This is a genomic window from Enterococcus sp. AZ088 (assembly GCF_051714845.1).
GTDB classification, from domain to species: domain Bacteria; phylum Bacillota; class Bacilli; order Lactobacillales; family Enterococcaceae; genus Enterococcus; species Enterococcus faecalis.
Map to the genome: position 1 here is coordinate 2,093,910 of NZ_JBIOSQ010000001.1, position 23,456 is coordinate 2,117,365.

Genomic DNA, 23,456 nt, shown 5'->3' on the forward strand with positions numbered 1-23,456 from the left:
CAAGACAAAATTGATGTTAGATTCTGTCTCACCAGTTGCTTGATTAATAATAGTGTTTGATGCATTCTTGTAACAAGCCAGCGACCTCTTTTATAGGTCCATTGGCATCTATTCGTTGATAATTAGGATATTGTTCCAATTGGTTTTTGATAAGAATTTCTTGATCATAAAGGTTTAAACGTTCTTCAATAATTTTAGGATCAGATTCCCGTTGCTTTAAACGTTGATAAATATTTTCTTTTGAAACGTCAAAAAAAACTGGAATGACGGACTCGCCGAAACGCTCAAAGACCGCTTGAAAGCCCGGAAAAGTTAACGCATTATAGGCTGGATGCTCTTTCGTTGTTTCAACGATGGCAGCTACACCGACACCGTAATAGTTTCCATGGTAAAAATCATACTCCACTAACTGATTGGTTTCAATCAAGGTTTGAAAACTTGCTTTTGTTTCAAAATAGTAATCCACACCATCCACTTCATCCAACCGTTTTTTCCTCGTAGTATGCGAGATAATTTTATAGTTTTTCGGAAAAACCTTACTTGTAATTGCGGTCTTGCCAGAACCACTAGGACCCATAATAACAAAAAATGGATGTTGTAATTGCTTAATCATTAGAAACGCTCCTCTCAGTTGTTTCTATTATAACGTATTGTGCACTATTTTGAAAAATTGACAAAAAAGAGCTTGGGCCAAAAATCACTTTGGATTTTTGGCCCAAGCTTAAAAATTAATAAACGGCGGGAACAGAAGCAACAACCTGCTACGCTTATCTTGTTTTGTTTAATTACAATAACTAGTCTAAGTTTTGTCCATTAGTTTCGATAACTTGTTTGTACCAATTAAACGATTTTTTTTCATAACGGTTTTTAGTACCATTTCCTTCATCGTCTAAATCAACGTAAATAAACCCATACCGTTTACTCATTTCACCTGTGGAAGCACTGACTAAATCGATACAGCCCCACGGCGTATAGCCCATTAAATCGACGCCGTCTGCAACTGCTTCTGCCATTGCTTCAATATGACGACGTAAATAATCAATCCGATAGTCGTCTGCCACATAGAAATTTTCGTCTACTTTATCAATTGCACCTAAGCCGTTTTCCACAATAAATAAAGGTTTTTGATAACGATTATATAATTCATTTAGGGCAATTCGTAAGCCTTCGGGATCAATTTGCCAACCCCATTCACTTGCTTCTAAGAAGGGATTTTTAACGCCGCCTAAAAGATTCCCATTTGCTGTATCGTTGGTAGTGCCAGTAACATCGACAGCAGTCGACATATAATAACTAAAGCCAATGTAATCCACTGGGTATTCTTTTAATAATTCTAAATCTCCTTCTTCAATAATTAAGTCTTTCACAGCATATTTTTGATACATGCGTTCTGCGTATGCTGGATATTCACCACGAACTTGAACATCTGTACAATAATAATTAAACTCTTGGTTTTCAATCATTGTAGCAACTTGATTGACTGGATTCGAATCAATGCCATACGTTGTTGCATAAATAATCATACATCCAATTTTTAATTCTGGATTTAATTCATGGCCAATTTTTACAGCTTTACTACTTGCAACAAATTGATTATGCCAGGCTTGGAAAATGTTTTGATAATCATTGGCTCCATTGCTTTTCACCAATCCTTGACTAAGTGCTGGGAAATGAAAAGCTGAATTAATTTCATTGAATGTCATCCAATAGTTAACTTTTTGGTGGTAACGTGTTAAAACAGTTTCCGCAAAACGTTCATAAAAGTCAACTAATTGACGATTTTTCCACCCGCCGTATTCTTTCGCTAAATGCAGTGGCATTTCATAATGAGAAATCGTAATTACTGGTTCAATGTTATAGCTTAAACATTCATCGATAACCGCATCATAAAATTTCAAGCCGGCTTCATTCGGTTGTGTTTCATCTCCTTGTGGAAAAATACGCGACCACGCAATTGAAAAGCGATAACATTTGAAGCCCATTTTAGCAAACAACGCAATGTCCTCTTTAAAGCGATCATAGTGATCAATTCCTGTATGATTAGGGTAGCGATATTTCGTTTCGTCAATCGTCCAATCAAACGCTTCATCTCCTAAAATAGCGAAACGTTGTTTTCCTCCAGGCATCGCATCTGCCACAGATAACCCTTTACCATCGGCTAAGTAAGCCCCTTCTAATTGATTGGCTGCGGTCGCACCGCCCCATAAAAATCCTTTTGGAAATTTTGTCGTTGTTGTCATACTTGTTCCTCCTCCAATTGTCTTTTATTTAATAATGGCTAAAAAGTCTTCACCATGTAACACGTCTGTTTGGTTCATATCCAAAACATCTAAATAATCATTCGTATTCGTTACCACAATCGGTGTAACTACTGGATAACCAGCTTCTTTAATGGCAGCAATATCAAAAGTAACCAGCAAATCTCCTTTTTTAACAGAATCACCTTGTTTCACTGATAATTCAAATCCTTTACCATCTAATTCGACTGTATCCATGCCAATATGCATTAATAATTCAACGCCCTCTGTTGTCGTCAAGCCAACAGCATGTCCTGTCGGAAATAATGTGGTGATTTCACCATCTGCGGGTGCATACAGTTTGCCTTCAGTCGGCTCAATTGCAACACCTTTTCCTAAAGCACCTGACGCAAAAACAGGATCTTGTACTTTTTCTAGCGGTAAAATTTCACCTTGAAGTGGACTTGCTAAAATAATTTTGTCTTCTTGATTCGTTTTTACAGGTGCCACCATCTTATCAGTTTCTGTTTTTTCAGTTGCTGTTTCTGGATTAGGTTGATCTTCAAAACGTAAGAAAAACGTTAAGACAAACGCAATGATAAAGGCAATTCCGGCACCAATTGCACCAGTAATCATCGGTGCAGTATCTTTTGTCTCTGCAGGAATAAAGCCAGGTAAGCTCAACATACTAACCAAGCCAAACGTAAAGTTTTTCACGTGATTCATAGCCACAAATGCACCACCGATACCGCCACCAATACAAGCTGCAATAAATGGTTTTTTCAATGGTAAAGTCACGCCATATACAGTTGGTTCAGTAATTCCAAAAATAGTCGTAATACTTGAAGACAAAGCCAAACCTTTTAGTTTCACATTTTTTGTTAGGAAAAAGACAGCTAAAGCAGCCCCGCCTTGTGCAATAACGGCTGGTAATAACATTGGTACCATCGTATCGCCACCTTGTGTTAAGTTTAACATCATAATTGGTACAAAGCCCCAATGCATACCAAACATTACCAAGACTTGCCACAACGAACCCATTAATAACCCTGCGATAATTGGACTAAAAGCGTAAATTGCGTTGTATCCTTGTCCCAACCAATCGCCGATGACCGTCCCGATAGGACCAATAGCTAAGAAGGTAACAGGTGCCATAATAAGGAAAACAGCTAACGGAACGCAGATAATTTGTAGAAAACTCGGAATTACTTTTTTGAAGAAACGTTCCACATAACTTTGTGCAAAAACAGCCAAAATAATTGGTAAAACCGAAGAAGTATAGCCACTTGGTCCAATAATCACTGGAAGACCAGCAAAGCTAATTGTTTTGCCTGCTAAAGCAGTAATGCTGGGATGAACTAAGGCCATCGCCAAAGCAACCGCTAAAAAGGGATTAGTATTGAATTTTTTAGCAGCCGTAAACGCTAACATAATTGGTAAGAAAGTAAATAAGCCATCTGCAATCGAAAAGAGAACAAGATATACGCCTGAAGTGTCAGCTAACCAGCCCATAGTTACAGCTAATGTTAAGAAGCCTTTTAGAACCCCAGCGCCGGCCATTGCACCTAAAAACGGTGTAAAAATAGAAGAAATAATATCAATTAAACGGTTAAAAATATTTCCGCCACTTTCTTTTTCTCTATTATCAGAATCATTACCTAGTCCACTGTTGGCCATCAAATCCTTATAGACATCACTAACGTGACTGCCAATAACCACTTGATATTGTCCTGCACTTTGAACTACCTGAATAACATCTGGGTCAGCATTCAATGCAGCTGTATCTGCTTTATTTTCATCTTTTAATTTAAAACGTAAGCGCGTAGCACAGTGAACAACACTATTAACGTTGCCTTCGCCCCCAACAGCTTTTAACACACGTGCTGCAATTTCTTGATTTTTACTCATCTCTAGATCCTCATTTCCATTAATTTTTAATATCAAAAAAACCTACATTGAAAAAGAGCCAGATCCTTCTCTTCACAGCTGCGCAGTCTGCGAAAATCATTATCGGTTTTTCAATCTAGGTTTTGCCTGCATTATCAGTAACAATCCGCGATTATTGGTTGTTATGCTTTTTTATCATTGACCACTCTTTGGATATGAATGGTTAAATAAATCATTTCCGCTTGATCAATTGGTCGATCATAGCTTTTTAATAAATACTCATTAATACGTTGGACCGCTTGAAACGCCTTAGGATACTTTCCTTGGACCAATGCAAAAAGAAATTCGTCCTCCTCATCATGCGCTTCTTGTTTTAAATAACGTTGCGCAAAATATTGAAGATGTGTAACAATTCGTTGATAGTTCAATGAATCTTCATCAAACACCTGTCCAAAGTAGCGACTAATAATCGTTAAAATATCACGAACCATCTTGGTTGCTTCCATGGTAACTTCCATATTGCCATTTCCTTGTTCAGCATTCACAATATGAAAAGCAATGAAGCCCGCTTCATTTTCTGAAAATTGAACCCCTAGCTTTTCAGCAATAATCGCTAATGCTTGCTTTGCGATTTCAAATTCTTTAGGATAAAATTTGCGTGTTTCGAATACAAGAGGATTCGGAATATCAATTCCTTCTTTGGCTCGAAGTAACGCATAGTGAATATGATCCGTTAAAGTTAAATAAATATTTGATGAAAGCTCAATCGCTAGCGTTGTTTCTGCTAAATCAACGATTTGTTTGACGACTTCTACTTCTTTGGTGGGGACGTCTTCAAACAGCTGCTGGAATTGTCCTGCCATAGCGGAGTCCTTTAACACGAATTCCTTTTCAACATAATCTGGATTGATCGTGTCTCCAATCTTCTTTTGAAAGGCTAAGCCGCGTCCCATATAAACAATTTCTTCGCCTTGCTCATTTCTTGAAAGCACGACATTATTATTTAAAACTTTTTCAATCCTCATGATGAATGCAACCTCACTTTTTTATAAAAAAAGCCCAGAATCCCTCCACTGATTGTGTTAATGGAAGACTCTGGTTTTGCCTGCAAAGCAGTAACAATCCTTATTTACAAAGTAATAATAGCATGCTTTTTTTTAATATGCAAGCCTTTCCAAAAAAATATTTTTATTTATTTTTTACTCTGTTGATCCATTTTAAAAAAAAGTTTACTAAAAGTAAAAAAAAGACTTGCTTTCTCTTACTTTTTATTAGTAAAATAGAGATGTTGAATTTTTAAACTATTTATTTTAAGGAGATTACACAATGTCAAAATTATTAGTTGTTAAAGCACATCCATTAACAAAAGAAGAATCACGCTCAGTTCGTGCGTTAGAAACATTTTTAGCTTCATACCGTGAAACAAATCCATCAGACGAAATCGAAATTTTAGATGTTTATGCACCAGAAACAAACATGCCGGAAATCGATGAAGAATTATTATCTGCTTGGGGTGCACTTCGCGCTGGCGCAGCATTTGAAACATTAAGCGAAAACCAACAACAAAAAGTGGCTCGTTTTAATGAATTAACTGATCAATTTTTATCTGCAGACAAAGTAGTAATTGCTAATCCAATGTGGAACTTAAACGTACCGACACGCTTAAAAGCTTGGGTAGATACAATCAACGTTGCTGGAAAAACATTCCAATATACTGCAGAAGGACCAAAACCTCTAACAAGTGGTAAAAAAGCCTTACACATCCAATCAAATGGCGGCTTCTACGAAGGAAAAGATTTTGCTTCTCAATACATTAAAGCGATTCTAAACTTTATTGGCGTTGATCAAGTTGACGGATTATTCATCGAAGGAATCGATCATTTCCCTGATCGCGCGGAAGAACTTTTAAATACTGCCATGACCAAAGCAACTGAATACGGTAAAACATTCTAAATTTTCCGAGTGATTTACAGCAAAAAGAGACAAGCAGTTCGTTCACTGCTTGTCTCTTTTGTTACGTAGATTCTTGTTGATCTGGCTTATCTTCATCATACAAACCGGAAACAATTTGGTACCACTCAAAAATGTGTGTAATTATCACCTTAGCTGCGGCATAAACAGGAATTCCTAAAATCACCCCGACAATCCCAAATAGTTTACCAGACGTTAATAAAACAACCAAAATGGTGACTGGATGAATGGATAACTGACTGCCTAGGACAAGTGGTGAAATAAACCGACCTTCGACCGTTTGCTCAATGGCAAAAACAATCAAGACTTTAATTAACAAAGCTGGCCCACTGACAATTCCTAAAAAGACTGCTGGAATCATGGCTAAAAATGACCCTAAATAAGGGATTAAATTTAAAAAGCCTGCTGCAATACCTAAAGTGACTGCATAATCTAAGCCAATGACAGAAAAACCAATCATAAACATAATTGCCACTGCGAAAGCGACAGTTAATTGTCCTCTAATATAAGAAGAGACTTGATCATTGACTTCTGCAAGAACTTTTAAGGTTGGTTTACGCATCTTCACTGGTAAAAACTTCATTAAATATGGCGCTAAGTTTTTGCCATCTTTCAGTAAATAAAATAGAATAAAGGGCATCGTAATGATGGCGACAAAGATCGTAGCCACCGCCCCAAAGAAATTACCAATTCCTTGTACTGTGAACGTTGAGACGTTTTTAATAATAGTACCTAACGAACTGACAACTTTATCGCCTGCCGCTTCAAGTTGTTCTCTAAATTGTGCGAAAAGTGGATCACTTAATATTTCCTGCGATTTTTGATCAATTGTATCAATATATTGAGGAAAATGATTCACAAAGCTGACAGATTGCTCACGAATTTTAGGAACGATTACAATACCACCCCAAATGAGTAGTGCCACAATTAAAATAAATAGGCCGATAATACTCCAGACACGTGAGATTTGTTTTTTCTCTAAATAATCGACAATCGGATTTAATAAATAATATAAAATCCCCGCCATAATTACTGGTAAGCCGACAACGCCAAAAAACTGCCAGACGGGCTTAAATAAATAAGAAACTTTCGTAAAAGTTAGAATAATTAACAGTACCAATAAGACAATCAGTAAGGCTGTTACTACTTGATTATTTAAAAACCAACGCCAAAACCAAGACAGGCGTTTATCAGTCGTTTGTTTTTTATCCATTGATTCACGCTCCATTTACTAAATAATCAATTGTTGTTCCAATAGTTATCTTTGGTAACTGATGGGGCGTTAAATAAACACCATTTCGGATAACATCATCCTCATCGGTTGGTGCATCAGCAAAGATTAAAGTGCTGTGAGCGATACTTTGCAAGTTACTATTGGCAAAAGAACCCACTTTTGTAATTGTATAGTTTGTATCGCCAATTTTCAGATGATCTCCTTCTGCCAAGGTAACTTGGTCTTTTTCTGGGAATGATTGAATAACTGCATGTTGCTTCAAGGTATCGGTAGCAGTTTCACCAAAAAGAATAATCATTTTTTCTGAATCATCGATTGCATGTTTGCCTATTTCTGTTACGGTTGCTTGCATCTTCCATCCCACTCCTTCATTATCTTACTTCTATTATTATAGCATAGAATAAAATAGATATTCAGGAAAAAGAAAAGGCGATGAACAATCGTCAATTGACTTTTGTTCACCGCCTTAAAATAAGTTTTTATTTAAAGAAGTTCATAATATGAGTCCAAATTTTTTCATCAAAGACATCCATCGGATTCCCATTTCCAATCAAACCATAACCAATCATTGTTCCCACAACAAATAAGATAATGACTAACGAAATGACCACTAGAATTTTCAATAATGTTACTAAAATATAACGAAATGAACTCATACGTTTGACTCCTTTAGATTACTGTCGTTGCTTGTTTTTCTTCAATTTTTTCATCATTGACGCGTTCAACGTTCGCGCCTAATTTTTGAAGTTTTTTATGGAACTCATAATAGCCACGATCTAAATATTTCAAATTAGAGACACGTGTAATGCCATTTGCACGTAACCCTACTAAAATCAATGCGGCAGCTGCCCGTAAATCAGTGGCTTCCACTGCTGCTCCTTGTAACTCGTTGCCACCATTAATAACGGCGATGTTGCCATCAATTTTTAAGTCAGCGTTCATTCGACGCATTTCCTCTAAGTGTTGGTAACGATTTTCAAAGACTGTTTCTGTCACGATGCTTGTTCCTTCAGCAAACATTTGGATCGCTGTCATTTGCGCTTGCATGTCTGTTGGGAAACCAGGATGCGGCATTGTCTTAACATCTGTTGGTTTTAGATGTTTTGGTCCAATTACACGGATGCCGTTTTCTTCTTCTTCAATGATTGCACCCATTTCAGTTAATTTAGAAATTAGCGGACGATTATGTTCAGAAATTGCTTCTTCAATTAAAACATTGCCCTCAGTCATTGCTGCAGCTACCATGAACGTACCTGCTTCAATTCGATCTTGAACGATTGAATGCTCTACGGCATGTAATTTATCGACGCCTTCGATACGCATCGTTTCTGTCCCAGCACCGATAACATTGGCACCCATTTTGTTTAAAATGTTTGCTAAGTCAACGATTTCAGGTTCACGAGCAACGTTTTCAATGATGGTTGTTCCTTTCGCACGAACAGCAGCCATCATAATATTTTGCGTAGCGCCGACACTTGGGAAGTCTAAGTAAATAGTGTTACCGATTAGTTCATCCGCAATTGCTTCAATGTAACCATTTTTTTGGATGATTTTTGCACCTAATGCTTGGAAGCCTTTTAAGTGTAAGTCAATTGGTCGTTTGCCAATGGCACAGCCACCTGGCATTGCCACTTTGGCATGACCATTACGAGCCAATAAAGGTCCCATTACAACGATAGAAGCACGCATTTTACTAACGTACTCATAGTTTGCTTCGATCCCTAAAGGTTGTGTTGCGTCTATTGTTACTTCATTCGCGTCTTCATCAAAATCAATGGCTACATTCAAATGCTTAATTACTTGATTCATTGTAAATACATCAGATAAAATTGGTACATTTTTTAAAGTAGTAACGCCTTCTTCAGCTAAAAGAGTAGCTGCTAAAATTGGTAAAACAGCGTTTTTGGCGCCTTCAATTTTTACAGTTCCTTCTAATTTTGTATTACCACCATGAACAATAATTTGTTCCATTTTGTTCCCCCCAAAAAAATGAGAATAGGTATTCCTATTCAAAATCTTTACTATTATACCATTATTCAACTAAAAATTGTACCTTTTTTTATTTTTCAATTTTTAAGGAAAATACACAATGAAAAGATTTCGACAAAGCGCAATCAATTCTAAAGCAAACGAGCTAACTGTGTATCCGATAGCGATGGCGAAAAATACCATCAACATTCTAATTTGCGGTGTAAATTGGGTTTTGAAAAATTGCTCAATACGCAATGATTGCAACGCCCAAAAACTTATGTAAATGAACATAAGATGACTAACGATTCGAACAATAGCATCTACTCCATAGTATTGCATAAGGAGCCTCCTTTTTTCTAACGTAGGAACATTTTATCACAAAATAATAAAAACCGATAATTAATCCACTTGAAATGCCAAAATTTGACACTATTTATTAAAAAATACGAAGAAATAGAGTTTAAGGCACCTGACTCAATAGCAAGCGCCTTAAACTCTACAAAAGTGACTGAATCCTTCAGCCTTTTTTACCCATGTTTCGATACGTTGATCCGGTTGATTGCACGATGCAAAGCAACAGTCGCACGACGTAGTTGATCGCGGTCGTCTTTTGCTTTGGCTTCTTCAATTAAACGTTCTGCTCGTTGTTTTGCTCGTTCAGCACGAGGTACATCGATATCTCGTTCACGTTCGGCACTATCGGCAATAATAGAAACGACATTATCACGGACTTCCATGATACCACCATTTACAGCTACCCAGTCAACATGTGTATCTGAATCGGTCCGTTTGATGCGGACTTCATCAATCGCTAGCGGAACGATGATTGGCGCATGTTTTGGTAAAATACCAATTTCACCATCTGTTGTTTTCGCCACAACGATTTTTGCATGGTGGTCATAAACTAGACCATTCGGCGTTACTACATTCACAGTAAGACTATCCATTGTGTTTGCCGCCTTTCTAGTAGTTTAATTGTTTCGCTTTTTCGATGGCATCTTCAATTTTACCGACACTACGGAAGGCTTCTTCTGGCAGATTGTCATGTTTACCTTCAAGAATTTCTTTAAAGCCACGAACTGTTTCCGCAACTGGTACATAAGAACCAGGTTGACCTGTAAATTGTTCAGCAACGTTAAAGTTTTGAGATAAGAAGAATTGAACACGGCGTGCGCGACCAACAAGTACTTTTTCGTCATCTGATAATTCGTCCATCCCTAAAATAGCGATGATATCTTGTAATTCACGGTAACGTTGTAAAATATGTTGCACTTCGGTAGCCACTTCGTAGTGTTCTTCTCCAACAATTTCAGGAGCCAAGGCACTAGAAGATGAAGCTAACGGATCTACCGCTGGATAAATCCCTTGTTCGGTTAATTTACGTTCCAAGTTAGTTGTTGCATCCAAATGGGCAAACGCTGTTGCTGGCGCTGGATCGGTATAGTCATCGGCTGGAACATAGATTGCTTGAATAGAGGTAATTGATCCTTTTTTCGTTGAAGTAATCCGTTCTTGTAATTGTCCCATTTCAGTCGCTAAGGTTGGTTGGTAACCTACGGCTGACGGCATCCGACCTAAAAGGGCAGAAACTTCTGAACCGGCTTGTGTGAAACGGAAAATGTTATCAATAAATAATAGCACGTCTTGTCCTTCCACATCACGGAAATATTCAGCAATCGTTAACCCAGTTAAGGCCACACGCATCCGTGCACCTGGTGGTTCGTTCATTTGACCAAAAACCATGGCTGTTTTTTCAATAACGCCTGAATCTTTCATTTCATAGTACAGGTCGTTCCCTTCACGTGTCCGTTCACCAACACCAGTAAAGACGGAAATCCCTCCATGTTCTTGGGCAATATTATGAATTAATTCTTGAATTAAGACGGTTTTACCAACACCGGCACCACCGAAAAGTCCGACTTTACCACCTTTTAGATAAGGTGCTAATAAGTCAATAACTTTAATCCCTGTTTCTAAAATTTCATTACTGGTACTTAATTCATCAAATGCTGGCGCTTTTTTATGAATCCCACTACGTTCAGCATCTGCAGGGAATGGCGCTTCTAAGTCAATTGTGTCTCCTAAAACGTTAAACACACGACCCAATGTATCTTTACCAACAGGAACTGAAATTGATTTTCCTGTATCGATAACTTCCATTCCACGTTGTAAACCATCTGTCGATTCCATGGCGATAGAACGAATCACTCCATCACCTAGTTCTAAAGCGACTTCAAGTACTACTTTTTGTTTTGCTTCGCCATTTTTATAAACGACTAAAGCGTTGTTAATATCGGGTAAGGATTGATCTAATGAAAATTCCACGTCAACAACGGGACCGATTACTTGAACAATCTTTCCTGAACTCATAATTTCTTTCCTCCAGTCTTCATAAAGTCACACGCTTTGAACGTTTTTATAAACGTTCAAACGTAAGACTAGATTATTCTAGTGCAGCTGCACCAGCAACAATTTCTGTAATTTCTTGGGTAATCGCCCCTTGACGAGCACGGTTATAAGAAATTGTTAAATCGCTAATAATATTTTGCGCATTGTCAGTGGCTGTTTTCATGGCGGTCATCCCAGCAGCATGTTCTGCTGTTTTCGCATCAATGATCGCCCCATAAATTAAGCTTTCTGCATATTGTGGTAATAATTGATCCAAGATTGCTTCAGGTGAAGGCTCTAAAAGATATTCTTGTTCGTAAGAGGTCGCCTCTGATGGATCTAAATCAGTAATTGGCAACATTTTTTCCACACGAAACTGACTCGTTAGTGAGTTAACGTGGTGATTATAACAAACATACAATTCATCAAACACTTCGTTTTGGTACATAGTCGTTGCCGTTGTCACAATCTTACGGACTTCTTCAAACGTTGGTTGATCCGTTAAGCCTCTTAGCTCATAGGAAACATCGATTCCGCGTGCTTTAAAGAAATCCGCCCCTGTACCACCAATGGCGATTAAGGCATATTCTTTATTAGAATCATGGTCTTCTTGAATCATACTCATGGTTTGTTTTAAGATTGAGCTATTGTAGCCACCAACTAACCCTTTGTCAGAAGTGATAACGATATAGCCTGTTTTTTTGACAGGTCGTTGTGCTAACATCACATGATAGTTCCCTTCACTAAGAGAAGATTGTTCTGTTTCACGTAATTCACTTAACTGAGCAGCTACTAAATGCGTAACGACACTACGAATTTTTGAAGAATATTCTTGAAAGCTTTTAGAGGCGCCTTCTGACTTGGTCAATTTGGCTGCAGAAACCATTTGCATCGCTTTGGTAATTTGGCTTGTCTTTTTTGTTGATGCAATGCGTTGTTTGATTTCGTTTAATGAAGCACCCAATGTCGCTCACCTCTCTTATGCGTTATCGATTTTTTCTAAAGCTTCTTTGGCTGAATCTCCGCTGTTGTTTGCCGCTGCAAACATTTCAGAAAACTCTGTAATCGCTGCATCTAATGCATCAGTATCTGGTAAGTCTTTCGTTGTACGAATAGTTTCCAATAAGTCTGCATGTTTGCCATCAAAATAATCGAATAAATCTTGTTCAAAGTGTAAAATTTTATCTACGCTCACGCTATCTAAAAAGCCGTGTGTTAACGCATATAAAATTAAGACTTGTTTTTCTACAGGCAGTGGCGCATGTAGTTTTTGTTTTAAAATTTCTACCGTACGACGACCACGGTTTAATTTAGCTTGTGTTGCCGCATCTAAATCAGAGCCAAATTGTGTAAAGGCTTCTAACTCACGGTAACTAGCTAAGTCTAAACGAAGCGTTCCGGCAACTTTTTTCATTGCTTTGATTTGCGCTGATCCTCCGACACGAGAAACAGATAACCCAGCATCAACGGCTGGACGAGTGCCTGCATAGAACAAGTCGCTTTCTAAGAAAATTTGTCCATCAGTGATTGAAATAACGTTTGTTGGAATATAAGCAGAAATATCGCCTGCTTGTGTTTCAACGAATGGTAAGGCTGTCATTGAACCGCCACCTAATTCATCACTTAATTTAGCTGCACGTTCTAATAAACGTGAGTGTAAATAGAAGACATCCCCTGGATAAGCTTCACGACCTGGTGGACGGCGTAATAGTAGAGAAAGTTCACGATAAGCCACGGCTTGTTTTGATAAGTCATCAAAAATAATTAAGACATGTTTGCCGTTATACATGAATTCTTCACCCATTGCAGTTCCTGCATACGGTGCAATGTAAAGTAATGGTGCTGGTTGTGAAGCCCCTGCAGTCACAACGATTGTATAATCTAAGGCACCAAATTTACGAAGTGTTTCTACTTGGTTACGAACAGTAGATTCTTTTTGACCAATCGCTACATAAATACAAATTACATCTTGTCCTTTTTGGTTAATAATTGTATCAATTGCAATCGATGTTTTCCCTGTTTTACGGTCTCCAATAACTAATTCCCGTTGTCCACGACCAATTGGTACTAGGGCATCAATGGCTTTTAAACCAGTTTGCATTGGTTCAGCAACAGATTGACGTTGCATAACACCGGGAGCTGTTGCTTCCACAGGACGTGTTTTGTCTGTTTTAATTTCGCCTAAACCATCTAATGGTTGACCTAATGGATTAACAACACGGCCAATCAAAGCTTCCCCAACGGGTACTTCCATGATTTTGCCTGTGCGTTGTACTTTATCTCCTTCACGAATGGTTTCAAAATCGCCAAGGATAATAATCCCTACATCATTTGTTTCTAAGTTTTGTGCCATTCCGTATGAACCGTTTGAAAACTCAACAAGTTCTCCACTCATGGCATTTTCTAAACCGTGGGCGCGGGCAATTCCGTCACCGACGTAAGTGACTGTTCCAACTTCTTCAACAGCAAGCTGTTGTTGATAGTTTTCGATTTGTTCTTTAATCAAGGCACTGATTTCTTCTGCTTTGATAGCCATTCAATTCACCTCTTTGTAGTCCTAAAGATTATTTTAATAACTTCTGCTGCATATGTTCTAATTGTTTGCGGATGCTGCCATCGATTACTTGATGGTTTGCTTCAATAACCACTCCGCCGACAATTGACGGGTCAATTAAATTGACTAAATGCGCTTGTTCATACCCTAATAATTGGGCAGCTTTTTCTTCCATTGCTTGATGTTGTTCTTTTGATAAAGGAATGGCTGTTGTCACTGAACCCAAAATTAGTCCTTGGTGCTCATCATAACGTCGTTCATATTCATCAATCATCAAGAGCAGATCGTACATGCGACGATATTCGTAAACCACTCGCAAAAAGTTTTGCATCATTTCACTAAAACCTGTTACTAGTTTTTCCATGATGCTGTCTTTTTCATAAGGTTCTAAGCGATCATCACTTAAAATATCGCCGATACCAGGTACTTGGTGATAGACTTCGCGAAGCGTCAATAATTCTTGATAAATTGCTTCAGCTTGGTTCTTTTCAACTGCCAACTCAAACAAAGCCTTGCCGTAGCGTTTACCAACTGTATATTTATCTAGTTTCATTTGCTTTACCTAAACTTTCAATATAAGAATCAATCAATGCTTCATGTGCATCTGGTGTTAATTCTTTATTTAAAATTTTGGCTGCAATTTGAAGAGAAAGATCTGCCACTTCATTTTTTACTGAAGACAATGCTTCTTCACGTTCTTGAGAAATATCTGTCCGAGCTTTTTCGCGTAGGCGAGTAACTTCCGCAGTTGTTTCTTTTAATGTTTTTTGGCGAGTCTGTTCTCCACTTTCTTTCGCGTTTTTAATAATTTCAGCTGCTTCTGATCTGGAAGAAAGTAATTGTTGTTGACGTTCTTTTTCCATTTTCGCTGCTGCTACGCGAGATTGTTCTGCAGAGTCTAAATCGTTGGCAATTTTTTCTTCACGTTGTGTCAAAATATCTACGATTGCTCCCCATGCATATTTCTTTAATAAGAGCATCAAGATTAAAAATGCACCACTGACAACAATCATCGTGCCTAGTGTGGTACTAGGAGCCGTTTCACCGACTACCAATGTAGTAAGTAGCATGAAGTCTCAACTTCCTTTCCTGCAAAAATCGATTTAGCTTCTTCAACTGCTTTATCACCAGCTATTGAAAAGGCTAAAGATAGAAGAAAGCAGTGACGGTCCCGATAATAATCAGCGTCCTGCCTCCATTTTATTGCTTATCTGAATAAAAGTAATAAAGAAACAACGACACCTAAAATTGGCACAGCTTCGATTAAAGCGACCCCGATAAACATTGTTGTTCTTAATTGACCAGACATTTCTGGTTGACGAGTCATTGACTCGATTGTTTTTGAAATAACTTGTCCGTTACCGATAGCGGCTCCGATAGCTGAACCGAAAATTGCAATTGCTGCTGCGATAAAATTTAATCCTTCCATTGTGTAAAATCCTCCTAAAAGATAATTTTTGTCCTTCGTATTTCTTGATTATTCTTCTGTTTCAATTTTGTGTGACATATAAACCATTGAAAGTGTCACAAAGATAAACGCTTGGATACATCCAATAAAGATTGAGAATGCTACCCAAATCATTTCTAGCGGAATTGCTAGTGGGATAACCCATAATCCAACGCTTGCTACGGTTCCAGCAATCAAGCCCAATAGAACTTCGCCGGCAAAAATGTTTCCGTACAAACGCAAGCCTAATGTTAATAGATTCGTGAATTCTTCCATTAATTTTACCGGTAGTAAGAAACCAACGGGTCTTAAATAACTATTAACTAGATAGCCTTTAAAACCAAAGCGTTTCATACCAAAGAAGTGTGTTAAGACAATCATCATCATCGCTAACGTTAAGGTTACGATTGGATCGGCGGTTGGACTTTTCCAAACGCTGAGATCGTCGCCCACAACGATTTTTGTAACGAGACCCAAGATGTTTGAAACAAGTACAAACATGAACAGGGTAAACGCCATTAAATGAAAATTGCTCACTTCTTTACGAGGTAAATTGTCTGTAATGATTCCACGAATAAAATCCACTAACCATTCGATGACCGTTTGTTTGCCTTTAGGTCGTAGCTTCATATTTCTCGTACAAGCATAGACAAAGGCGAAAACAATGATACACGTCAACAGCACCATCAAAACAATGGTTCCATCAAACCAAATTGGTCCGATATTGAAGAGTAATTTCTTCTCTTCCAAATCAATTCACCTCTTTTCCAACAATCTTTCAGAAGTTTCATCCTACTCCTGAGTGATAATCCCTGGCAAAGCTATCGTACCACCACTTGTTGATAATTTACAAATAGTTTACTTTTAAAATTTCATGTGTTGAAAATTGGTTGGAAAACCTTTTCCATAAACCAATCTAATGCAGGGTGGTACTGCTTTCCGAAGCGATTAAAAAATGAATCATTTACATTCATTTACTCAACACTTACCAGATTTTACACCTAATCCGAAGAAAGGCAAGCAAATATGCGAAAAAGAATAAATTTACATTTTTAACGTCGGTTATTTTTTAATGTTCGGCTGATTTGTCGGTCAACTTCCTTACGTTTCAAGTCTTCACGCTTGTCGTACTGCTTTTTCCCTTTAGCTAAACCAATCAAAACTTTGGCATAGCCGTCTTTAATATAGACCTTCAAAGGTACTAATGTGATACCTGTATTTTTGGTTTCGCCGATTAACTTATTAATTTGTTTTTTGTGTAATAATAATTTTCTGGTACGTAATGGGTCATGATTAAAAATATTGCCCTGTTCATATGGACTAATATGAACATTATACAAAAAGGCTTCTCCGTTTCGAATTCGTGCAAAACCATCTTTTAAATTGATACGACCATTTCGAATAGATTTGATTTCTGTTCCTTGTAAAACAAGCCCAGCTTCAACCGTATCGATAATTGAATAATCATGTCTAGCTTTGCGGTTTTGTGCGATTAATTTTCCTTCCCCTTTTGGCATAAGCGACCTCCTCTACTTCTTCTTTTTCCCTTTTTTATTTTTTTGTTTCATTGCTTCTTTATAAAAAGGTTGTTTTTTGCCTTTGCCTTTTTTCTTATTTTTCTTTTTCTTACCATCAAATGATTCATCTTTTTTATTTCTTCGTTGATTATTTGACCGAGTTGAAGAATTGGCTTTACCTTTTTTACGTCCTTTTGGTCCTTCGACTGGTGCGACTTCCTCAGCTGAAATCAATTCAAAATCAACTTCTCTTGTTTCTGGATCAGCTTTTTCAACACGGATTTGAACTTTCTGACCAATTTTCAAAGTCATTCCCGTCCGTTCACCAACTAACGCCATATGATTTTCAATAAAGTGGAAATAATCTTGTTTTAAGTTATTCACGTGAATTAAGCCTTCTATTGTATTAGGCAGTTCCACAAAGATACCAAATTTTGTGACAGAGCTGATGATCCCGTCATACGTTTCTCCCACTTTATCTACCATAAATTCGGCTTTCTTCATAGCGTCCACTTCACGCTCTGCATCAACTGCGCGACGTTCCATACTTGAACTATGATTGGCAATTTCTGGTAATGCTTCGTTCCATTTTTCTTGATTTTTTTCAGATTGATCTTGGCTATAGCTGCGAATCAAACGATGCACAATTAAATCTGGATAACGACGTATTGGTGAAGTAAAATGCGTATAATATTCAGCGGCCAACCCATAGTGTCCGTAGTTGTCTTCTGAGTATTTCGCTTGTTGCATACTTCTTAGCAACATCGTATTAATAACCACTTCTTCCGGCTTATTTTCAACTTGCTCTAAAACTTTTTGTAAATCTTTCGGTGAAATGTTTTCTTTTGTTCCTTTAACAAGAATGCCAAGTACTGCAGCAAAATCAAAGAAACGTTGCATTTTTTCTTCTTTTGGTTGTTCATGAATCCGATAAATGAATGGCAGTTTTAAGTCATGATAATGACGCGCCACAGTTTCATTGGCTGCCAACATAAAGGATTCAATTAATCGCTCACCCACGCCACGCGTGCGTAAAAGAATATCTTGGGGATGACCATTTTCATCAACTAGGACTTTGGCTTCACGATCTTCAAAAGAAATCGCACCACGGCGCATACGCATCTCTTCTAATATATGGTGCAGCTCGCCCATCTCTTTAAACATGGGAACTAGTTCTTTGTAGCGTTCTAACGTTTCAGGTTTTTGCTCTTCTAAAATTTCATTGACTGCTGTATAGGTCATTCGCTCCGTTGTTTGGATTACACTTTGGAAAATTTCATGTGAAATAACTTCTCCTTCTGGTGTAATTTCCATCTCACAACTCATGGTTAAACGTGGAACATGTGGGTTTAGCGAACAAATCCCATTTGATAATCGCTGCGGAATCATTGGCACAACTCGGTCTGTCAAATAGACACTTGTGCCACGTTCATACGCTTCCATATCCAATTGACTTCCTTCAGTTACATAATAAGAAACATCTGCAATATGCACCCCTAAAAAGAAATTGCCATTTGCTAACTTTTGTACCGTTACTGCATCATCTAAATCTTTCGCATCTTCTCCATCAATCGTCACAATCAACTGATCACGTAAATCCCGACGACCGACTAAATCGCTTTCTGCAATAGTTTCTGGTACTTGGTCCGCTTCAGCCAAAACTTCATCAGGAAATGCTGTGGGAATTCCATGAGCCACCACGATTGATAAAATATCCATTCCTGGATCATTTTTATGACCAATCACTTGTTTGACTAGTCCTTCCATACTTGTTGGATATTCTTGATCTGGATAATAGGTAATTTCAGCAATGACAATGCTACCATCTACTGGCTTAATCCCTTCAGGTGCAATTGATACAGTATACTGATTCAATTTCTTATCTTTGGGAATCATGTAGCCATACAGTCCCATTTCTGCCATTTCTTCTTCACTATATGCCACAAATTCTCCGACAACTTGGCTCACTGCTCGCTCTTTAATTTCTTTGACTTTACCTTCTGCGCCGCGATCTGAAAAAGGATCCGCATGTTGGATCACGTCGATTAAAACCGTGTCCCCATCCATTGCAAAGTTCGTTGCCTCTTTAGGAATGTAAACATCTGGTTCTTCAGGATCGATGGTTACAAAACCAAAGCCTCGTTCATTTGCACGAAACGTTCCTTCTATTAATAAGTCTTTTATTGGTAACAGGACTTTGCCTTTTTTGTTGAAACTAACTGACTTTTCTCGTTCCATTTGTGCAATGGTTTGCACTAAAATTTTAAAATCTGAACTTTTTTCTAAATTCAAGCCTTGTGCAATTTCTTCCATTGAAAAGCTTTTCTTTTTTTGGCTTTCCATGAAATGTAAAATTTGCTCTTTAATTGTTTGTTTTGTCATTATTTCTCCTCATTCCAAGGTAGTGTTGCTAAAAATTGCACCACATCTTGCTCTAATTGTTTGTGTTCTCCACTCACCGTAATGACATGTCCGCTGTTTGGGTACCATTGTAAGGTCACACGTGCTTGTGTTAGCGCTTGGGCCGTTTGATAGACGCCCATTGGCTCAATCATTTCATCTTTGCCAGCTTGCGCTAAGAAAAGAGGTGCGTGGATTTTGTTTAGTTTGTCAGCCGTCTGACTAGCAATCGTTTCAATCGCTCCTAATTGTTGTTTGACTCGTTGCTCAATCGATTGCAACCGGCTTTGTTGTTCCTCTGCAGGAACTTCTGCGATTTTCATCACGTTTTCTGCGTATAATACAAAATTTTCTGGGACTTTATTTGCGACAGGGTAGATCGGTGAACAGAAAAATCCACCACCAATTAATCCTGTTAATTGTTCCGTTAATGCATGCATACTGAAAATCCCGCCCATTGATAAACCAAAAATGGCAATTTCTTGGTAACCTCTTTCTCTCAAAAAAGCGACTGCTTCTTGTGTATCTTGCCACCATTGTTCCGTTGTTTGATCTAAAATATCTTCAGGAACTAGCGTGCCATGTCCTGAAAAATTAGGCGAATAGACAGTATAATTTTCTTTTTCTAAACGTCTGCTTAACATCCGTACATCATTACTGCTGCCAGAATAAGCGTGTAATAAAAGGACCGCCCGTTTTCCTTTTTCTGAAAATAACGGCTTCGGTAAATTGATTTTTTTTGCCACTTCGCTCACCTCAGCTTCATTCTATCATATTCTCAAAAGAAAACCTTCCGAAATGATAAGTTTCAAAGACTTTTTCAGAAAGAAAAAGAACAGAAAAATAAGTGTCCGCACTCATCTCTCTGTTCTAAACTTGTCATTTTAAAAGATTACGTACTTATTTTGAAGATAAGAACGCCAAAACAAATAATAAAATCATCCAAATTGCGCCAAGAACTGCTGTTGAGCGTTGCATAACAGCTTCAAAACCGCGCGCTTTTTGCTTCCCAAATAATTTATCTGCACCGCCAGTGAAGGCACTTGCTGCACTGTTTTGTTTGCTTGGTTGCATCATAACAGTAATGACGATTAAAACAGATAAAATGATGACCAACGTTAAGATTAGATTATACATGCGTTAATTCTCCTTTTTATACAAATATGCGAAATTCATCTACTTTAATGTAGCATATTTTATCTGTAAACACCAGTGAAATTTAATGTCTTTCCTTATTTGTCTCTAATAGCAATAGCCGCAAGTAGGAATCAGATTTCTACTTGCGGCTATTGCTAGCTTCTTTTTTATTTTCTCAATACGTCTCCATATTCAGGTTTAGTATCAAATTCTTTTTTGGCAAATGGACATAGCGGAATAATTTTTTTATGCTCTTTTCTCGCTTTTTCAACACCTGCTAAAACAAGTTTTTCAGCTAATTTTTGTCCACGATAAGTTGGATCAACAAACGTATGATCAATAATCATCATGCTTTCGCCAGCATCTGACCAAGTCATTTCACCAATTTCTTGGTTTTCATCGTTATATAGAGCAAAACGATTGTTTTCTTCTTTAATTTGCATATTCGTTCCCTGCTTTCCGAATATATTTTAGAGCACCACTTGGACATGAATCTACTACAATCATGTCATTTTCAACACTTCCGTTATCTGGAATAATCCATGGTTTCCGACCAACTTCAAAGACTTCTGGATTTCCACGAACACAATTACCAATATGTTCACAAATATCTTTATTATAAAAGATATCAATTCCTTCCCCCGTATATTTACGGTAGCCTTCTTTTAATAGTTGTTCTTCCGTGACTGGTTGCCCATCTATTTGGTTTCCTTTCATTGCACAATCTCTCCCCTGTAACTTATTAATATTAAAAACGTACCTTTATTTTACCACTAAGCTGGACATTCAGGCAATTAATTGTTCCACCTTACTTGCCAATTCGACGAGCACGCAAAGCAGATAAGATTGACACAGTGTCCACGACTTCTTGTAGCATAGCCCCGATTAGCGCCGGAATGATCCCGGTACTAGCAATTAGCATTAGTAAAACGCAGATAAAAATTCCGATTAATACAGATTGTTTGGCAATTTTCATAGTATCTTGGGCAATTTCGACCGCTTGGCTGACTTTACTTAAGTCATCTTTTAAAATAACAACATCAGCAGTTTCACTAGCCGCAGTAGCTCCATGAGCGCCCATAGCAATACCTACGTCTGCAGCAGCAAGCGAAGGTGCATCATTTACACCATCCCCTACCATGATGACTGGATGATTTTCTTTAGGCAATTCTTTTAAAATGGTTAACTTATCTTGTGGTAAACATTCCCCATGTACTTCGGTAATTCCTACTTCTGCAGCAATCGTTTCTGCGACGGATTCTTGATCCCCCGTCAGCATTAAAATTCGTTGAAGATGTAATTGGTGTAATTTTTCCATAGTCTCTTTTGCTTCTGGTCGTACTGTGTCTGTAAAAGTAATTCGGCCTAAATATGTGCCATTACGTGAAATATGAATAGTCGTTTTATCAATTTTTTCAGTTGCTTGAGACTCTTGTGTCACAAAATTCTTTTTACCTACCCGTATCTCAGCACCATCCACAAATGCCTTCACGCCAGCACCAGAAACTTCCGCTAGATCTGTAATATTTTTTAATGGGACATCTTGCTTTCTGGCATAAGCAACAATTGATCTAGCTAAAATATGACTTGATTCTTGTTCCACGCTTGCTGCCAATCCCACTAATTCAGCAGCAGTTATTTCAGCATTGATTGGTTGGACTTGATCAACAGAAAGTTGTCCTTGCGTAATCGTGCCTGTTTTATCAAACGCAATCGTTTTTGCAGAAGCTAATTTTTCGACCATCGTTCCCGATTTAATAACGACCCCATGACGACTTGAACGACCCATCCCTGCCACTAAAGCAATTGGGGCAGATAGAATTAAAGGACACGGCGAAGCAACCACTAAGACTTCCGCAAAGCGTGTCGGACTTTTCGAAACAAACCAAGCAACACCTGCAATTAGGTAGGCAACTAGTGTAAAAGGTACCGCATAGCGGTCTGCTAAACGTACAAAATGAGCTGGACGTGCCGCAGATTCTTTCACTAAGTTCACAATCGTTTGATATTGACTGTCGGCTACAGTTTTTTCAGCAACCATTTTCAAAGAGCCATCACCATTCACGGAACCCGACATTAATTCATCACCAGGATTTTTTTCAATTGGTTTTGATTCTCCTGTTAATGAAGATTCATCGACTGTTGATGTCCCGGTTTTTACCAAGCCATCAACTGGAACTAGTTCCCCTGGTTTTACTACTAATTCATCGCCAACATTGATTTCCTCAACAGAAACATCTTCTAAATTTTCGCCATTCAAGCGATGAGCTTTTTGTGGCGAGTTATCCAATAATGACTTCAGCTCTTGGTTAGCTTTTCCAGCGGCATAGTCTTCTAATGAATCACCACCAGTCAACATAATTAAAATCATCAAACTGGCCCAGTATTCTCCCACAGCTAAGGTTGCGACGATAGCGGTAATCGCTAAAATATCGACACCATATTTTCCTTCACGTAAGGTTTGAATCATTTCCCAGAACATCATTAACGCCATTACAGAACCTGTTATTAAAATAATGCCATACGCCCAATTCGGCTGATGTAAAATAAATTCAAATAATAATGCCAAAACTCCTGTTATAATTGTAATCCCCAATTTTGTTACATGCTTCATCTCTTTTTCTCTCCTATCATTCACTTTACATTATTGAGCGTACCTTTTCTGTTTTGAAAAAGAAAGTGAAAACGCCTAAATGAAAACGACTTTCATTAT

General features: G+C 37.9%; 25 protein-coding genes. 1 reads left to right on the plus strand and 24 read right to left on the minus strand.

What is annotated here, in order from left to right:
• Positions 1-43: 43 nt before the first annotated feature.
• The 4 genes from IGL17_RS10055 to licT all read right to left on the minus strand — a co-directional run bounded on the left by IGL17_RS10055 (position 44) and on the right by licT (position 5,149).
• The gene (locus IGL17_RS10055; RefSeq protein ID WP_016618408.1) at positions 44-613 is read right to left on the minus strand and encodes a guanylate kinase; all 570 of its coding nucleotides are present in this window, start codon (positions 611-613) and stop codon (positions 44-46) included.
• A 181-nt stretch (positions 614-794) separates the two neighbouring features.
• Positions 795-2,240, minus strand: coding sequence for a glycoside hydrolase family 1 protein (locus IGL17_RS10060; protein ID WP_016618409.1), 1,446 nt, complete (start codon positions 2,238-2,240; stop codon positions 795-797).
• Between the two features lie 24 nt (positions 2,241-2,264).
• Positions 2,265-4,145 (minus strand): beta-glucoside-specific PTS transporter subunit IIABC, encoded by a 1,881-nt coding sequence (locus IGL17_RS10065; protein ID WP_010823896.1) that lies wholly within the window; start codon positions 4,143-4,145, stop codon positions 2,265-2,267.
• 161 nt (positions 4,146-4,306) lie between these two features.
• The gene (licT, locus tag IGL17_RS10070; protein ID WP_002359608.1) at positions 4,307-5,149 is read right to left on the minus strand and encodes a BglG family transcription antiterminator LicT; all 843 of its coding nucleotides are present in this window, start codon (positions 5,147-5,149) and stop codon (positions 4,307-4,309) included.
• A 301-nt stretch (positions 5,150-5,450) separates the two neighbouring features.
• Here licT and IGL17_RS10075 point away from each other — a divergent pair, with 301 nt between their 5' ends.
• Complete coding sequence (locus IGL17_RS10075) at positions 5,451-6,077, plus strand: FMN-dependent NADH-azoreductase (protein ID WP_002367152.1); 627 nt, start codon at positions 5,451-5,453, stop codon at positions 6,075-6,077.
• A 61-nt stretch (positions 6,078-6,138) separates the two neighbouring features.
• On the opposite strand, the gene IGL17_RS10080 is transcribed toward IGL17_RS10075, so the two are convergent.
• The 20 genes from IGL17_RS10080 to IGL17_RS10175 all read right to left on the minus strand — a co-directional run bounded on the left by IGL17_RS10080 (position 6,139) and on the right by IGL17_RS10175 (position 23,381).
• Complete coding sequence (locus tag IGL17_RS10080; protein WP_002381494.1) at positions 6,139-7,308, minus strand: AI-2E family transporter; 1,170 nt, start codon at positions 7,306-7,308, stop codon at positions 6,139-6,141.
• 4 nt (positions 7,309-7,312) lie between these two features.
• The gene (locus IGL17_RS10085) at positions 7,313-7,681 is read right to left on the minus strand and encodes a PTS glucitol/sorbitol transporter subunit IIA (RefSeq protein WP_002356567.1); all 369 of its coding nucleotides are present in this window, start codon (positions 7,679-7,681) and stop codon (positions 7,313-7,315) included.
• 127 nt (positions 7,682-7,808) lie between these two features.
• On the minus strand, positions 7,809-7,985 hold the full coding sequence (locus tag IGL17_RS10090; RefSeq protein WP_002356564.1) for a DNA-directed RNA polymerase subunit beta: 177 nt from the start codon (positions 7,983-7,985) through the stop codon (positions 7,809-7,811).
• A 13-nt stretch (positions 7,986-7,998) separates the two neighbouring features.
• Positions 7,999-9,300 (minus strand): UDP-N-acetylglucosamine 1-carboxyvinyltransferase, encoded by a 1,302-nt coding sequence (gene murA, locus IGL17_RS10095; RefSeq protein ID WP_002356562.1) that lies wholly within the window; start codon positions 9,298-9,300, stop codon positions 7,999-8,001.
• A gap of 102 nt (positions 9,301-9,402) precedes the next feature.
• Positions 9,403-9,639 carry a DUF1146 family protein gene (locus IGL17_RS10100; RefSeq protein WP_002356560.1) on the minus strand — a complete coding sequence of 79 codons (237 nt, stop codon included), beginning with the start codon at positions 9,637-9,639 and terminating at the stop codon, positions 9,403-9,405.
• 188 nt (positions 9,640-9,827) lie between these two features.
• Positions 9,828-10,247, minus strand: a complete 420-nt coding sequence (locus IGL17_RS10105; protein WP_002356559.1) for a F0F1 ATP synthase subunit epsilon — start codon at positions 10,245-10,247, stop codon at positions 9,828-9,830.
• 16 nt (positions 10,248-10,263) lie between these two features.
• Positions 10,264-11,670 carry a F0F1 ATP synthase subunit beta gene (gene atpD / locus IGL17_RS10110; protein WP_002356558.1) on the minus strand — a complete coding sequence of 469 codons (1,407 nt, stop codon included), beginning with the start codon at positions 11,668-11,670 and terminating at the stop codon, positions 10,264-10,266.
• A gap of 73 nt (positions 11,671-11,743) precedes the next feature.
• Entirely contained in the window at positions 11,744-12,652 is a 909-nt protein-coding gene (locus IGL17_RS10115) for a F0F1 ATP synthase subunit gamma (RefSeq protein ID WP_002359606.1), read from the minus strand.
• Between the two features lie 15 nt (positions 12,653-12,667).
• Positions 12,668-14,224 carry a F0F1 ATP synthase subunit alpha gene (atpA, locus tag IGL17_RS10120; protein ID WP_002356555.1) on the minus strand — a complete coding sequence of 519 codons (1,557 nt, stop codon included), beginning with the start codon at positions 14,222-14,224 and terminating at the stop codon, positions 12,668-12,670.
• A gap of 28 nt (positions 14,225-14,252) precedes the next feature.
• The gene (gene atpH, locus IGL17_RS10125; protein ID WP_002356554.1) at positions 14,253-14,795 is read right to left on the minus strand and encodes an ATP synthase F1 subunit delta; all 543 of its coding nucleotides are present in this window, start codon (positions 14,793-14,795) and stop codon (positions 14,253-14,255) included.
• Entirely contained in the window at positions 14,782-15,312 is a 531-nt protein-coding gene (gene atpF / locus IGL17_RS10130; RefSeq protein WP_002365031.1) for a F0F1 ATP synthase subunit B, read from the minus strand. The genes atpH and atpF overlap by 14 nt, the downstream gene beginning before the upstream one ends.
• Positions 15,313-15,449: 137 nt before the next feature.
• A complete protein-coding gene (gene atpE, locus IGL17_RS10135) occupies positions 15,450-15,671 on the minus strand; it encodes an ATP synthase F0 subunit C (protein WP_002356552.1) in 222 nt (73 codons plus the stop codon).
• Between the two features lie 48 nt (positions 15,672-15,719).
• Positions 15,720-16,439, minus strand: a complete 720-nt coding sequence (gene atpB, locus IGL17_RS10140) for a F0F1 ATP synthase subunit A (RefSeq protein WP_002356551.1) — start codon at positions 16,437-16,439, stop codon at positions 15,720-15,722.
• Between the two features lie 302 nt (positions 16,440-16,741).
• Entirely contained in the window at positions 16,742-17,206 is a 465-nt protein-coding gene (gene smpB, locus IGL17_RS10145; protein ID WP_002356550.1) for an SsrA-binding protein SmpB, read from the minus strand.
• 12 nt (positions 17,207-17,218) lie between these two features.
• Positions 17,219-19,588: a ribonuclease R gene (rnr, locus tag IGL17_RS10150; protein WP_016618414.1), complete on the minus strand. Its 2,370-nt coding sequence runs from the start codon at positions 19,586-19,588 to the stop codon at positions 17,219-17,221.
• A complete protein-coding gene (locus tag IGL17_RS10155; protein ID WP_002389815.1) occupies positions 19,588-20,361 on the minus strand; it encodes an alpha/beta hydrolase in 774 nt (257 codons plus the stop codon). Before IGL17_RS10155 ends, rnr begins: the two co-directional genes overlap by 1 nt.
• Before the next feature lie 145 nt (positions 20,362-20,506).
• Positions 20,507-20,743, minus strand: coding sequence for a preprotein translocase subunit SecG (gene secG, locus IGL17_RS10160; protein ID WP_002356546.1), 237 nt, complete (start codon positions 20,741-20,743; stop codon positions 20,507-20,509).
• Between the two features lie 167 nt (positions 20,744-20,910).
• Positions 20,911-21,186: a GNAT family N-acetyltransferase gene (locus tag IGL17_RS10165; RefSeq protein ID WP_002356545.1), complete on the minus strand. Its 276-nt coding sequence runs from the start codon at positions 21,184-21,186 to the stop codon at positions 20,911-20,913.
• Positions 21,176-21,460 (minus strand): (4Fe-4S)-binding protein, encoded by a 285-nt coding sequence (locus tag IGL17_RS10170; protein ID WP_002356543.1) that lies wholly within the window; start codon positions 21,458-21,460, stop codon positions 21,176-21,178. The genes IGL17_RS10165 and IGL17_RS10170 overlap by 11 nt, the downstream gene beginning before the upstream one ends.
• A gap of 91 nt (positions 21,461-21,551) precedes the next feature.
• Entirely contained in the window at positions 21,552-23,381 is a 1,830-nt protein-coding gene (locus IGL17_RS10175; RefSeq protein WP_002367160.1) for a heavy metal translocating P-type ATPase, read from the minus strand.
• Positions 23,382-23,456: the final 75 nt, after the last annotated feature.